Source organism: Streptomyces sp. NPDC058751 (genome assembly GCF_042746485.1).
GTDB lineage: Bacteria > Actinomycetota > Actinomycetes > Streptomycetales > Streptomycetaceae > Streptomyces.
Genome location: NZ_JBHYPZ010000038.1, coordinates 20,312 through 33,738, shown reverse-complemented (window position 1 = coordinate 33,738; position 13,427 = coordinate 20,312). Strand labels below are relative to the sequence as shown.

Below are 13,427 nucleotides of genomic sequence, written 5' to 3'. Positions count from 1 at the left end.
GGTTCATCGACCGGATACGCACTGTTGACCTGCGTTTACCTGCGGTTGTGCGCCCGTGGGCGGTGGACACCGGGGCGATCCGGTGTGACGGACATCGCGCACGGGCACCGGCGAACGGGTGAGCGCCCGCGAAGGGCCGCCCGCCCGCCTCTCCCCCCGTCTGCCCCCGGCCGTCCCTCCGATGCCGACGGACCGTCATGTTCCGCATCCCGCGGGGGATCCGAGGTCACCCACTGTTCCGCCGCGGGCCTCCCTCCCGTCACGCGGGGACACCTACGATCGTCCCGCTTCGACAGGCAGGCACCTACGGCGGGAGGAGCGCTCATGGGAGCGCAGGAGTCGAACGGTCAGGAGCGGGGCACGGCGCGGCGGACGCTGCTGTCGGCCGCGGTGCTCGGGGCGGGCGGAGCGGCCCTCGCCCTGCCGGGCACCGCGAGCGCGGGCGAACGCCACGGGGGCGGCGGCTACCGGAGCCTGCCCAGACCGACCGTCATCGCCCACCGCGGCGCCAGCGGCTACCGGCCGGAGCACACCTTCGGCTCGTACCAGCTCGCCCTCGACCTGGGCGCCGACGTCGTCGAGGCCGGCGACCTGGTGCCCACCAGGGACGGCCACCTCGTGTGCCGCCACGAACCGGAGATCGGCGGGACCACGGACATCGCCGCGCACCCCGAGTTCGCCGGCCGCAGGACCACCAAGACGCTCGACGGCGTTCCCGTCACCGGCTGGTTCACCGAGGACTTCACGCTCGCCGAGCTGAAGACCCTGCGCGCCGTGGAACGCGTCCCCGCCAACCGTCCGCACAACACCCTCTACGACGGCCGCTGGGAGATCCCCACCTTCGAGGAGGTGCTCCGCTGGCAGGACGAGCAGACCCGCAGGCGGGGCAAGCAGGTCTGGATCTACCCCGAGACCAAGCACCCCACCTACTTCCGGTCCCTCGGCCTCGGCCTGGAGGAACGGGTCGCGAGACTGCTGCGCAAGTACGGCAAGGACAGGAAGGACTCGCCCGTCATCCTCCAGTCCTTCGAGCCGAGCAGCATCCAGCGGCTGGACGAGCTCGTCGGCAACCCGCTCGTCGTCCTGCTGTCCGCCGCGAACACCCGCCCCTGGGACTTCGTCGCGGCCGGTGACCCCCGCACGGTCGCCGACCTCGTCACCCCCGCGGGCCTGGAGTGGATCGCCTCGTACGCGCAGGGCATCGGCCCCACCCTCGACCTCGTCATCCCCAAGGACGCGGCCGGCAACCTCACCAGCCCGACCACGCTCGTCGCCGACGCGCACCGCGCGGGCCTGATCCTGCACCCGTACACCATGCGCAACGAGAACCCCTTCCTGCCCGCGAACTTCCGCAAGGGCACCGCCGCGGACGCCTATGGAGACCCCTTCGGCGCCTTCAGGGCCTACTTCGAGACGGGCATCGACGGGGTGTTCTCCGACAACACGGACACCGCGGTGCTGGCCCGCGCGGACTTCCTCGGGCGATGAGTCCGCCGCACCCCTTCGCCGACCGGCCGGGGCGGGCGCCCGCCCCAGGTCAACGCACGGCCCTCCCGTCCCGGATGGGGTGAGAAACGGCCGCCCCGGCAACCCCGCGCCGGGGCGGCCGCGTCGTGCCGCACATGACCCACGAGCTGCTCACCACCCTGCGCCCGCTGCTCGCCGCCGAGGCGTCCGCGGAGGCCCACGCCTCCGGCGCCGAGCGGGGCGACCTGGAACAGGCTGTCTGGCTGCGGCTGCTGGAACGCCTGGACGCGGCGGGACCGCCCGCCGACCCGCAGCGCTGGGTGCGCCGCGCCGTGCGCTCCGAGGGCCGCCGGAGCCGCCGGAGGGCCCGCGTCGAGCAGCCCTACGCCACCGAGCCCGCGGACGACGGCGGCCCCGGCCCGGAGCAGCGGGCCGTGGCCGCCGTCGTCCGGCGCGAACTGCACGCGGCGGTGCGCCGGCTGCCCGGCCGCTGCCCGCGCCTCATGGCCGCCCTGCTCTCCCCGGAAGACCTCACATACCGGCAGATCGCGGGCCAGTTGGGTATCTCACAGGGCAGTCTCGGCCCGGAACGCTCCAGATGTCTCGGATGTCTTCGGCGATTGCTGGCGACGGAGGTTGCGGTCCGCTGACGACGGGGATAGGAGTGGGGGACAACCGGCGGAACAGGTGAGCGGGAGGCATGCACACATGGGCATGAGCGTGACCATCTCGGCGGCGACCGAGCAGGACGCGGAATCGATCCTGAAGCTGCAGTACCTCTGCTATCAGAGCGAGGCCGAGCTGTACGGCGACTACGGCATGGAGCCGCTCACACAGCCCCTCGACTCGCTCAGGGCGGAACTGGCGGGCGGCACCGTCCTGGTGGCCCGGCTCGGCGACGAGGTGGTGGCCTCGGTACGCGGCGCCGTCGACACCGACGGAACGGCCCGCATCAACAAGCTCATCGTGCACCCGCGCATGCAGCGGCACGGCCTGGGCGGACGTCTGCTCGACGCCATCGAGGCCCGCCTCGGCGCCGAGGGGGCGGCGAAGTCCTTCCAGCTGTTCACCGGCCACCGCAGCGAGCGCAACCTGCGCCTGTACCGCAAGCACGGCTACGCCCCCGTCTCGCAGGAGCGGGTGGGCGAGCGCCTGACGCTGGTGACCCTGGCCAAGGGCGCCGACGTGGGCGCGTACGCCACCAGCGCCTGAACGCGGCAGGCCGGGGCCGCTGCCGTCAGCCGGCGTTCGTACGCGCCTTGCGCAGCCAGTACATCGCCGACAGCGGCAGCAGGACCGGGATGAACAGATAGCCCATGCCGTAGTCCGACCACACCGTGGCGTCGGGGAACGCGGAGGGCTCGGCCAGCGTCCAGGTCCCGACGACCAGTACGCCCGCGAGCTCGGCGGCGCAGCACACCAGCGCCGCCCTGCGCGCCCTCTCGCCGCCGCGCACCAGCGAGTACGTGATGAACCCGTAGACGAGACCGGCGACCGCGGAGAGCGAGTAGGCGAGCGGCGCCCTGTCGAACTGCGTGGAGATCTGCACGGCCGACCGTGAGACGGCGCCGACCACCATCACCCCGTACAGCCACACCAGCAGGATGCCCGGGCCGCCGATGAGCCGCGTGCCCTTCGTGCCGGCGGCCGGTGCTCCGTCCCGCTCGTCCCGAGTCGTCACGCTCGTGTCCTCCTCCGCGGCCGTCATCTCAGCCTCCCCAGATGTCGTAGAGCCGGACCTCGAGCACGGCGAGGACGACGCCGCCGGCCGCCACCGTGACCGAACCCCAGCGGGTGCGTTCCGCCAGCGACATGAACCCCGCGGCGGGAACGCAGGCGAAGGCGCCGATCAGATACGCCACGAAGATGGTCGTGCCCTGTTCCGGCTCCTCGCCGCGCACCAGCTGGACGACACCGATCACGAGCTGGACCAGGGCGAGCAGGCTCACCACGGCCATGCCGATGAAGTGCCAGTCCTTGGTGGGCTGATCGCGGTGGGCGGCCCAGCCGCACCAGGCGGCGAGCGCGAGCGCGGCGACGGCCGTCGCGACCGTCAGGGCATCAAACATGCCGCGACCCTATTACGGGCCAAAAGACCTGATGCGCTCGCCCCCGGACCGCCCGTCGGCCGGCCGGCGATCCGGTTCGCCGCGCCGTCGCCGAGGGCGCCCCGCCGGACTCCCGGCGCGGCACGCTCCTGGCCACCGTGGCATTGGCCACAATGTGTCAGGTCCGTGAACGCGGCGCGGACCACGCCGGGACCCCGTCCCCCTTGTCCGTACTGGGGACAAGGGGAGAAGGGGGAGTTCGGCCCGGGCCGAAAACAGTCCACGACTGTCCGCTATTCGGACAGCGGGGCGGTTCCCGGCTTCCGGTCTGCTTTACTTCCTTCCATGACCACGACGAGCGACCGCATCCTTGCGACCGAGGCGACCATGACGCCCGGTGCTCGTTGTATGTGTCGAATGTGCGCCTGTTAGAGGGCCCCCGCACCACCGTCTGATCCCGCGCCCCGAAGCGGGACCGCCGCGCCCTGTGTCCGTACCGCGTACGTGACCGGGCTGCCCCGCGCACACGTTCTCCCTTCCGGTTCCATCGCCATCGCGAGAACCGTGCCGCGTTCCGACCGCATGCACCCGTGCCGGGCGCTCACCCGTGCCCCGCACTCGACAGTGACGGAATACCCCAGTGATCACGACAACGGGCCTCACCAAGGTCTACCGCTCGCGCGGCCGTGAAGTGACCGCCCTCGACGGCGTCGATCTGCACGTACGCGAAGGCGAGGTGTACGGCGTCATCGGCCAGTCCGGTGCCGGCAAGTCCTCGCTCATCCGCTGCGTCAACCTCCTGGAGCGCCCCAGCTCCGGCACGGTCACCGTCGACGGCCAGGACCTCACCGCCCTCGCCGGGAGCGGCCCCCGCGCCGGCCGGGAACTCCGCCGGGCGCGCAGCCGGATCGGCATGGTCTTCCAGCACTTCAACCTGCTGTCCTCGCGGACCGTCCAGGAGAACGTCGAGCTGCCGCTCGACATCCTCGGCCTCTCCCGCAGGGAGCGCGGCCACAAGGCCCTCCAGCTCCTCGACCTGGTCGGCCTGTCCGACAAGGCCGGGTCCTACCCGGCCCAGCTCTCCGGAGGCCAGAAGCAGCGTGTCGGCATCGCCCGCGCGCTGGCCGGCGACCCGAAGGTGCTGCTCTCCGACGAGGCGACCAGCGCCCTCGACCCGGAGACCACCCGCTCCATCCTCCAGCTCCTGCGCGACCTGAACCGGCAGCTCGGTCTGACGGTCCTGCTCATCACCCACGAGATGGACGTCGTCAAGACGGTCTGCGACTCGGCCGCGCTGATGGAGAAGGGCCGCATCGTCGAGTCCGGCACCGTCAGCGAACTCCTCGCGACGCCCGGCTCCGAACTGGCCTCCGCGCTCTTCCCGGTCAGCGGAACCGCCTCCGGCGACGACCGCACCGTCCTCGACGTCACCTTCCACGGCGAGTCGGCCACCCAGCCGGTCATCTCGCAGCTCTCGCGCACCTACAACATCGACATCTCGATCCTCGGCGCCGCGATGGACACCGTCGGTGGCCGGCAGGTCGGCCGGATGCGCATCGAACTGCCCGGCCGCTACGAGGAGAACGTCGTGCCGATCGGATTCCTGCGCGAACAGGGCCTGCAGATCGACATCCAGGGGCAGCAGCCCGAGCTGGTCAAGGAAGGTGCCAAGTGAGCTGGTCCGAGATGCAGCCGTTGCTGTCCGAGGAGTGTTGGAACACGCTCTACATGGTCGGCTGGTCCACCCTCATCGCGATCGTCGGCGGTCTGCCGCTCGGCGTCCTGCTGGTGCTGACGGACCGCGGCGGCCTGCTGCAGAACGTCGTCGCCAACAAGGTCGTCGGGCAGGTCGTGAACATCGCCCGCTCGATGCCGTTCATCATCCTGATGGTCGCCCTGATGACCTTCACGCGGTGGGTCACCGGTACGACCATCGGCCGCGACGCCGCCATCGTGCCGCTCGCCATCGGCGCGATCCCGTTCTTCGCGCGTCTGGTCGAGACGGCCGTCCGCGAAGTGGACGGCGGGCTCGTCGAGGCCGTGCAGGCGATGGGCGGCAACACCTGGACCGTCGTCCGCAAGGTCCTCGTCCCCGAGTCGCTGCCGTCGCTGATCTCCTCGGCGACCACCACGGTCGTGGCCCTCATCGGCTACTCCGCGATGGCCGGCACCGTCGGCGCCGGCGGCCTCGGCGACCTCGCCATCCGCTACGGCTACCAGCGCTTCGAGACCGAGCTGATGTGGATCATCGTCGCCATCCTCGCCGTGGTCATCTCGGCCATCCAGTTCGCCGGCGACCACGCGGCCCGCACCCTGGACCGCCGGAGCGGCCACTCCGGCCCCGCCCCCAGGCTGCGCCTGCTGAAGGCCGGCCGGCCCGCCGCCACGGACGTCGGCGAGGCCGCCTGAACGACCCGCGGACCCGCGCGGTCCCCGGCCCCGCCGCGGACCCGCGAGGTCCCGGCCCCACCCGCAGATTTCCCCGTCCACCCCATGACGGGGTCGCTCAACCCCACAGGAAAGGCACTTTTCGTGCGTAACACCGCCAAGATCACCACCGCCGTCCTCGCCGCCGGAGCCCTCACCCTGGGCCTGACCGCCTGCGGATCGGACAAGGGCTCCACCGCCTCCGACACCAGCGGCCCGCTCGTCGTCGCCGCCAGCCCGGTTCCCCACGCCGAGATCCTGAACTTCATCGAGAAGAACCTCGCGAAGAAGGCGGGCCTGGACCTGGAGGTCAAGGAGTTCCAGGACTACATCGTCCCGAACACGGCCACCGAGGACGGCTCGGTCGACGCCAACTACTTCCAGAACCAGCCGTACCTGGACGACTTCAACAAGAAGCGCGGCACCCACATCGTGCCCGTCGTCACGGTGCACCTGGAGCCGCTCGGCCTCTACTCCCACAAGGTGAAGAGCGCCGACGCCCTGAAGGACGGCGCGACCGTCGCGGTGCCGAACGACGCCGTGAACGAGGCGCGTGCCCTGAAGCTGCTCGCGTCCGACGGGCTCATCACCCTCAAGGACGGCACCGGCAACGAGGCGACCCCGCAGGACATCGCCAAGAACCCCAAGAACCTCAAGTTCAAGGAGGTCGAGGCGGCTCAGACCCCGCGCTCCCTGGACGACGTGGACGCCGCGGTGATCAACGGCAACTACGCCATATCCTCCGACCTCGAGCCCGCCAAGGACGCCCTGGTGCTGGAGTCGGCGACGAACAACCCGTACGGCAACTTCCTCGCGGTCAAGAAGGGCAACGAGAACGACCCGCGCGTGAAGAAGCTCGCCAAGCTCCTCACCTCGCCCGAGGTCAAGAAGTTCATCGAGGACAAGTACGCGGGTTCCGTCATTCCGTCGTTCAAGTAGGGGCGCGACGGGCCGATTTGCGGCCCACGGCCCGACTCGTCACCGCACGGGGTCCACTCCATCACCCGGAGTGGACCCCGTTGTGCGGTTCAGTGGTTTCATACTGCATGCTGGGCAGTTCAGCGGACCCGACGGCACATCAGGTCCGAAGGCCCCGACGGTTACGGAGCGTCGCATGACGAGCACCTTCCCCGACATCTCCATCAGCACGGAGCGGTTGGTCCTGCGTGCGCTCGACGAGGACGACGTGTCCGCGCTGACCGAGATGATGAACGACGAGATGGTGGCGGCCTGGACGTCCATCCCGCAGCCGTTCACCGAGGACGGTGCCCGCGACTGGATCGACGACTACGCCCCCACGGAACGCGCTCGGGGGCGCGGACTCGACCTCGCCGTCACCGAGTTCCTCACCCAGCGCCTGGTCGGCGTCATCCAGCTCGGCAAGACCAACTGGCGGGTCCGGTCCACCGAGCTGTCCTACATCATCGCCCCCTGGGCGCGCGGCGAGGGCTACGCGTCCGAGGCCGCGCTCGCCACCGCCCGGTGGCTCTTCCGCGAGCAGAAGTTCGAGCGGGTGGAACTGCGGACGGCCGCGGGCAACACCGCCTCGCAGCAGGTGGCCCAGAAGATCGGCTGCATCAGCGAGGGCGTGCTGCGCAACGCCTGCATAGCGCGTACCCGGACCGAGGAAGGCACCTGGGTGGACCTGCGCACGGACTTCATCGTCTGGAGCCTGCTGCCCGAGGACCTCGACGGCATGGACGGGCACCTCGGCGACACGGGCGGCTTCGCCTCCTTCAACGACTGGAACTGAGGGACCGGGCGGCCGGGCGGCGGCCCCGTCCCGGGATCCCGGTCCTGTGATCCCGGTCTCGCGGGGGCGGCCTCGCGGAGCCGGCCTGGCGGACACGGCCCGGTGGATCCGGATCCGTCGTCCTGCCTCGTGCCAGGGCCCGTGTCCCGGTCCGTGTCCCGGTCCGTGTCCGGGCCCGCCGCGGCCGTCGCGGGCCCGCTCCCCGCGCCACGCCGCCCGCCACGCTCCCGCCGGGCCGCACCGGGGTACCCTCACCAAGCCCCCTCGGGCTGCACCTGAGACCTGCGAAGACCTTCTGGAGACTGACGACGATGGCCGACCGGGTCACGGTGATCGGGTGGGACGGCTCGCCGCTGACCGTCGCGGCGCGCTCCGCTCTCGGCGCCGCCACGCTGGTGGCCGGCGCGGCCCACCACCTCGACCTCCCCGAAGTGCCCGAGAGCGCCGAACGCGTCCGGCTGGGCAGCATCGGCCTCGCCGCCCGCCGCATCGCGACCCACCGGGGCACCGCCGTCGTCCTCGCCGACGGGGACCCCGGATTCTTCGGCCTCGTACGGACCCTGCGCGCACCCGAGTTCGGCCTGGAGGTCGAGGTCGTGCCCGCCGTCTCCTCCGTGGCCGCCGCCTTCGCCCGCGCCGGAATGCCCTGGGACGACGCACAAGTAGTCGTCGCACACAGCCGCACCCTGCGACGCGCGGTGAATGTATGCCGGGCCCACACCAAAGTCGCCGTCCTCACCTCACCCGGCGCCGGACCCGCCGAACTCGGGCTGCTCCTCGAAGGAGTGCACCGCACCTTCGTCATCTGCGAGGAACTCGGCACCGCCCGGGAGCAGGTCACGATCCTCACCTCCGACAAGGCGGCCGACCACACCTGGCGCGACCCGAACGTCGTGATCGTCATCGGCGGTTTCGTCGCCGCGGCCGAGGGGGGCGGCTGGATCGCCGGCCGGGAACCCGCCGGCGGACCGCGCGGCTGGGCGCTGCCCGCCCGCGCGTACGGCGGCGCGCTCGGCGAGGGCGAGGCGGATCTCCTGCGCGCCGCCCAACTCGCCCGGCTGGGGCCGCGGGTCGGCGACCTCGTCTGGGACATCGGCTGCGGCAGCGGCGCCTTCGCCACCGAGGCCGCCCGCACCGGTGCCGCCGTCATCGCGGTCGACCGCAGCCCGGGCTCCTGCGCCCGCACCGAGCACTCCGCCCGCCGTTACGGGGTGCAGATGCAGATCGTGCACGGCAGCGCCCCGCACGCCCTCGAGGACCTGCCCGAACCCGATGTCGTACGGGTCGGGGGCGGGGGAGCGGCGGTCGTCTCCGCGGTCGCGGACCGCCGTCCCCAGCGCATCGTCGCGCACGCCGCGACCCGTGACGCCGCCGAACTCATCGGCCGCGATCTGACCGAACACGGTTACGACGTCGAGTGCGCCCTCATCCAGTCCGTCGAACTCGACGTCCGGGCCTGGACGGAGAAGGAGCGGAGCGTCGCTTTCCTGCTCTGCGGCCGTCTCCCGGATCGCGCCCCGTGATCCTGTTGTCGTACTGCGCGCGGTAGGCTGGCCGATCGTCGTACCGCTCCCGGAGCTCGGCCTTTCGTAGGCCAATGTCCGGAAAACCCGCCCGTTTTGAGGCGTGTGTGGTACGGCGGAACCTGGGGGGACGCGCAACGTGGCGCAGTCCACAGCGGGCACTCGCGGATCACGCTGTCGCGAGGGCGGGATGACCGGGACAATGCCTGTTAATGGCTTTGTCGTCATTGTTGACCGGTCGTACGTGCCGCTGGGCACGCACGCTCGTTCTTCACTGTGGGGCGGTCGGTGCGCCGTTCCGGGCGAGCTGGACTTTGGAGCACTAACCGATGGGCGAGGGGTACGCATGACCGACACCGGCCAGGTCCCGGGCGAGGGATTGCCGGAGAACGCAGGCATGGTGGAGCAGCCGGGCGTCACCACGCCGGGCGCGTACACCTACCTCGATTCCTCCGAGAACCCCGTCGAGGAGGACGACCTTCTTCTCCTGCCGGGCGCGCCGGGCGCCCAGGGCGCCTGGGGCAACGAGGTGCCGCCGCCGGCCCCGATGCCCTTCACGGACGAACCCGGTCCGCACGAGACGGACGGACGCGACACCGGCGCGATCGACCTCGGTGCCGTGCGCGCGCCGAGTCCGGCGCCCGTGCCCCAGCCGGTCCAGCAGCCCGTGGCGCCGCGCCGTCCGCTGCACCTCGGCCCGCCCACGCCGGACGGTTCCTCCAGCCCGGTGCGCTCGCTGGCCGACCGCGGACCCGCGGGCGCCCGTCCGAGCCCCATGGCCACCCCGGTCGTTCCGCTGAGCCAGGCCGGCCCGCAGACCGTCGGCCCCGAGTACCTGGACGTGCCGCAGGCCGGTGACACCCTGTCGCAGAGCGCGGTGCCGTGGGCGACCGTGCCGGCGGGCGGCGAGGCCGCGGCCACGGAGACGGCCGTCCCCGAGGCGGCCCCGGCCGACTCCCCGGTGAGCACGGAGCCCGCACCGGGCCCCGAGGCGCCGCAGGCCACGGAGGCCGAGCAGGCGCCCGTCGCCGTGGCGGAGCCCGTCGCCCACGACCCGGCCCAGGCGCCGGTGCCGGGGGCCGACGAGGTGCCGGCCGACCTCCAGGACCAGGCGGACGGCCCGGCTCCCGAGGCCGTGCCCGGCACGGACGGCCCGGCCGACCAGCAGATTCCCGGCGCCCCGCAGTTCCAGGACGCCCCGGACGTCCTGGACGCCGACCCCGCCGACATCGCGGCACAGGCCGCGGACCTCACCGACTCCGCCGTGCAGGCCGCCGACCCCGCCGACCCCGCCGACACCGCGGACACCGCCGACGCCGCCGTACAGACCGCGGACGAGGCGCAGGCACCCGAGGCCGTACCGGCGCAGACCGCCGAGGACGCCGAGGCCGTGCCCGCGCAGCCGCTCGCCCCGGCCGAGGGCGTCGCGCCCGCCGAGGACCCCGCCGCCGCGCAGGTCCCGGCACAGCCCGACGGCCAGGACGCCCAGGGAGCCGACCCGGCCGCACCCGGTGTCCAGGAAGCCGTGTCCGCGGAGCCCGCCGCCCCGATGCCCGAAGGCGCCGCCCCCTCCGCGGACGAGGCGTCCCTGCCCGGCGCCGGGCAGCCCGCCGACGCCCCGGCCCCGCACGTCTACGAGACCCCGGACTCCGCCCTGTCGGCGCTCTCCGCGCGCACGGCGGAAGCCGCGCCGGACGGGCAGGACCTCGCCCCCGAGGCGGTCCAGGCCCAGCAGCTCGCCGACCGGCCGGTCTTCACCGACGAAGGCGCCGACCCGTCCGGGAACGGCCCCGTCGCCGACGGCGCCGACCCGTCCGGGCCCGGCACCACCGACGTCCCGCAGGCCGTACCGGTCGGCGTGGCCGCGCTGACCGAGGCCGCCCACCAGCCCGTCGGCGACCCGCACGACCAGGCCCACGGCGACCGGCGGCCCGAGAGCGCCCCGGACGTCGCCGGGGTCCCCGGCGCGCCCCTCGTGCCCGGGGCCGACCAGAGCCTCGGCGGGGTCGTGCTCGTGGACGGCGCGGTGCCCGCGCACTCGGCCCCGACCCCGCCGCACGGCATGATCCTGGCCCCGGTGTCCGCCGAGGAGCAGCCGCCGGCCCAGGAGCCCGCCCAGGCCGTGGCGCCCCTCCCGGTCGAGGAGACCCCCGCGGCGCAGGCCGAGCCGGTCGCGCAGGTGTCGGTGCCCGCCCCCCGGGAAGCGGAGGCCGGCCCCGAGGCCGCCCCCGCGCCGCAGCCGCTCGCCGTGGAGCCGGAACCCGTGGCCGCGCAGCAGGCGGAGGACCTGCACACCCAGGGCGCCGACCAGGAAGAGAGCACGGCCGTGGTGGAAGAGGTACACGAGTCCACCGGCCCGGCGGCCCCCGCCTACAACGACGCGGAACGCGAGGCCGTCCTGCGCGTGATCCGCGAGCGCCGTGACATCCGCAACGGCTTCCGCAGCGACCCCATCCCGCACGACGTGCTGCTGCGCGTCCTGGAGGCGGCGCACACCGCTCCGTCCGTCGGTCACTCCCAGCCCTGGGACTTCGTCGTCATCCGCTCCGCCGAGACCCGGCGCAGCATGCACGAACTCGCCCAGCGCCAGCGCGAGGCCTACGCCAAGTCGCTTCCCAAGGGCCGCGCCAAGCAGTTCAAGGAACTGAAGGTCGAGGCCATCCTCGACACCCCGGTCAACATCCTCGTCACCGCCGACCCGACCCGGGGCGGCCGGCACACCCTGGGCCGGCACACCCAGCCGCAGATGGCGCCGTACTCCTCCGCCCTCGCGGTCGAGAACCTGTGGCTCGCGGCCCGCGCCGAGGGCCTCGGCGTCGGCTGGGTCAGCTTCTTCGACGAGCGCGAGATGGTCCGCGCGCTGGGCCTGCCCGAGCACCTCGAAGCGGTCGCCTACCTCTGCGTCGGATACGTCGACGAGTTCCCGGACGAGCCCGAGCTGATGCAGGCCGGCTGGTCCAAGCGCCGCCCCCTGTCGTGGGTCGTGCACGAGGAGACGTACGGCCGCCGCGCCCTGCCCGGCGAGGAGCCGCACGACCTGCTCGCCGAGACCGTCTCCAGCATCCGCCCCCTGGACGCCAAGGCGCTGGGCGAGGCGTGGGAGCGCCAGAAGCGGATGACCAAGCCCGCCGGGGCCCTCGGCATGCTGGAGATCATCTCCGCGCAGCTGTCGGGCCTGTCCCGGATGTGCCCGCCGCCGATCCCGGAGCCCGCCGCCGTCGCGATCTTCGCCGGTGACCACGGTGTCCACGCGCAGGGCGTCACCCCCTGGCCGCAGGAGGTCACCGGCCAGATGGTGGCCAACTTCCTCGGCGGCGGCGCGGTCTGCAACGCGTTCGCCAACCAGGTGGGTGCCGAGGTCTGCGTCGTCGACGTGGGCGTCGCCTCCGACCTGCCCGCCACCCCGGGCCTGCTGCCGCGCAAGGTCCGCGCCGGCACCGCCGACATGACCACGGGTCCCGCCATGACCCGGGAAGAGGTCGTCGCCGCCCTGGAGGTGGGCATCGAGACGGCCCGCGACCTGGTGGCCGCGGGCAACAAGGCACTGCTGACCGGTGAGATGGGCATCGCCAACACGACCGCGTCGGCGGCCCTGATCTCGGTCTTCACCGGCGCCGACCCGGCCGAGGTGACGGGCCGGGGCACGGGGATCAACGACGAGACCCTGGCCCGCAAGACCGAGGTCGTCCGGCGCGCCATCGAGCTGCACCAGCCGGACCCGGCGGACCCGATCGGCGTCCTCGCGGCGATCGGCGGCCTGGAACACGCCGCCATGGTCGGCCTCCTCCTCGGCGGCGCGTCCCTGCGGACGCCGGTGATCCTGGACGGGGTCAGCGCGGGTGCCGCCGCCCTGGTGGCCCGCGCGATCGCGCCCGAGGTGCTGGCAGCCTGCATCGCGGGCCACCGCAGCGCCGAGCCCGGTCACGTGGCCGCCCTGAACAAGCTGGGCCTGCGCCCCCTGATCGACCTCGACCTGCGTCTGGGCGAGGGCACTGGCGCCCTCCTGGCCCTGCCGGTCGTGCAGAGCGCGGCCCGGGCGATGCACGAGGTCGCGACGTTCGACTCGGCCGGGGTGACCGAGAAGTAGGCCCGCGGCACGGGCGGGGCGGGCAGCCGTACGAGCTGCCCGCCCGGTCCCGCCGTAGTCTGGATTCCTACCGAAGAACCCCACGTCAGGGCCGCTCCAGAGCCGCAGCGCCCACCGCAACG

At 73.0% G+C, this 13,427-nt stretch carries 11 protein-coding genes; 9 read left to right on the top strand and 2 right to left on the bottom strand.

The window, feature by feature from the left end; translation table 11 throughout:
* Positions 1-324: 324 nt before the first annotated feature.
* The 3 genes from ACFW6B_RS29985 to ACFW6B_RS29975 all read left to right on the top strand — a co-directional run bounded on the left by ACFW6B_RS29985 (position 325) and on the right by ACFW6B_RS29975 (position 2,679).
* Positions 325-1,488, top strand: coding sequence for a glycerophosphodiester phosphodiesterase (locus ACFW6B_RS29985; protein ID WP_386600800.1), 1,164 nt, complete (start codon positions 325-327; stop codon positions 1,486-1,488).
* A gap of 134 nt (positions 1,489-1,622) precedes the next feature.
* On the top strand, positions 1,623-2,117 hold the full coding sequence (locus tag ACFW6B_RS29980) for an RNA polymerase sigma factor (RefSeq protein WP_386600798.1): 495 nt from the start codon (positions 1,623-1,625) through the stop codon (positions 2,115-2,117).
* A gap of 58 nt (positions 2,118-2,175) precedes the next feature.
* Positions 2,176-2,679, top strand: a complete 504-nt coding sequence (locus ACFW6B_RS29975) for a GNAT family N-acetyltransferase (RefSeq protein ID WP_386600796.1) — start codon at positions 2,176-2,178, stop codon at positions 2,677-2,679.
* A 25-nt stretch (positions 2,680-2,704) separates the two neighbouring features.
* Here the strand turns inward: ACFW6B_RS29975 and ACFW6B_RS29970 are convergent, their stop codons facing one another.
* Complete coding sequence (locus ACFW6B_RS29970; protein WP_386600795.1) at positions 2,705-3,175, bottom strand: hypothetical protein; 471 nt, start codon at positions 3,173-3,175, stop codon at positions 2,705-2,707.
* Between the two features lies 1 nt (position 3,176).
* The gene (locus tag ACFW6B_RS29965; RefSeq protein ID WP_386600793.1) at positions 3,177-3,536 is read right to left on the bottom strand and encodes a hypothetical protein; all 360 of its coding nucleotides are present in this window, start codon (positions 3,534-3,536) and stop codon (positions 3,177-3,179) included.
* 619 nt (positions 3,537-4,155) lie between these two features.
* Between ACFW6B_RS29965 and ACFW6B_RS29960 the strand changes: the two genes are divergently transcribed.
* The 6 genes from ACFW6B_RS29960 to cobT all read left to right on the top strand — a co-directional run bounded on the left by ACFW6B_RS29960 (position 4,156) and on the right by cobT (position 13,305).
* Positions 4,156-5,190 (top strand): methionine ABC transporter ATP-binding protein, encoded by a 1,035-nt coding sequence (locus ACFW6B_RS29960; protein WP_386600791.1) that lies wholly within the window; start codon positions 4,156-4,158, stop codon positions 5,188-5,190.
* Positions 5,187-5,924, top strand: coding sequence for a methionine ABC transporter permease (locus ACFW6B_RS29955; protein WP_386600789.1), 738 nt, complete (start codon positions 5,187-5,189; stop codon positions 5,922-5,924). Before ACFW6B_RS29960 ends, ACFW6B_RS29955 begins: the two co-directional genes overlap by 4 nt.
* Before the next feature lie 123 nt (positions 5,925-6,047).
* Positions 6,048-6,881 (top strand): MetQ/NlpA family ABC transporter substrate-binding protein, encoded by an 834-nt coding sequence (locus ACFW6B_RS29950; RefSeq protein ID WP_386600787.1) that lies wholly within the window; start codon positions 6,048-6,050, stop codon positions 6,879-6,881.
* Between the two features lie 175 nt (positions 6,882-7,056).
* A complete protein-coding gene (locus tag ACFW6B_RS29945) occupies positions 7,057-7,695 on the top strand; it encodes a GNAT family N-acetyltransferase (RefSeq protein WP_386600785.1) in 639 nt (212 codons plus the stop codon).
* 311 nt (positions 7,696-8,006) lie between these two features.
* Positions 8,007-9,218, top strand: coding sequence for a precorrin-6y C5,15-methyltransferase (decarboxylating) subunit CbiE (gene cbiE, locus ACFW6B_RS29940; RefSeq protein WP_386600783.1), 1,212 nt, complete (start codon positions 8,007-8,009; stop codon positions 9,216-9,218).
* Between the two features lie 346 nt (positions 9,219-9,564).
* Positions 9,565-13,305, top strand: coding sequence for a nicotinate-nucleotide--dimethylbenzimidazole phosphoribosyltransferase (cobT, locus tag ACFW6B_RS29935; RefSeq protein ID WP_386600781.1), 3,741 nt, complete (start codon positions 9,565-9,567; stop codon positions 13,303-13,305).
* The last annotated feature ends 122 nt before the right edge of the window (positions 13,306-13,427 follow it).

Excerpts from the sequence above, each read along its gene's own strand:
- ACFW6B_RS29945 (WP_386600785.1), top strand. The coding sequence starts at position 7,057 with ATGACGAGCACCTTCCCCGACATCTCCATCAGCACGGAGCGGTTGGTC.
- cobT (WP_386600781.1), top strand. The coding sequence starts at position 9,565 with ATGACCGACACCGGCCAGGTCCCGGGCGAGGGATTGCCGGAGAACGCA.
- cbiE (WP_386600783.1), top strand. The coding sequence starts at position 8,007 with ATGGCCGACCGGGTCACGGTGATCGGGTGGGACGGCTCGCCGCTGACC.
- ACFW6B_RS29975 (WP_386600796.1), top strand. The coding sequence starts at position 2,176 with ATGGGCATGAGCGTGACCATCTCGGCGGCGACCGAGCAGGACGCGGAA.
- ACFW6B_RS29980 (WP_386600798.1), top strand. The coding sequence starts at position 1,623 with ATGACCCACGAGCTGCTCACCACCCTGCGCCCGCTGCTCGCCGCCGAG.
- ACFW6B_RS29965 (WP_386600793.1), bottom strand. The coding sequence starts at position 3,536 with ATGTTTGATGCCCTGACGGTCGCGACGGCCGTCGCCGCGCTCGCGCTC.
- ACFW6B_RS29970 (WP_386600795.1), bottom strand. The coding sequence starts at position 3,175 with ATGACGGCCGCGGAGGAGGACACGAGCGTGACGACTCGGGACGAGCGG.
- ACFW6B_RS29985 (WP_386600800.1), top strand. The coding sequence starts at position 325 with ATGGGAGCGCAGGAGTCGAACGGTCAGGAGCGGGGCACGGCGCGGCGG.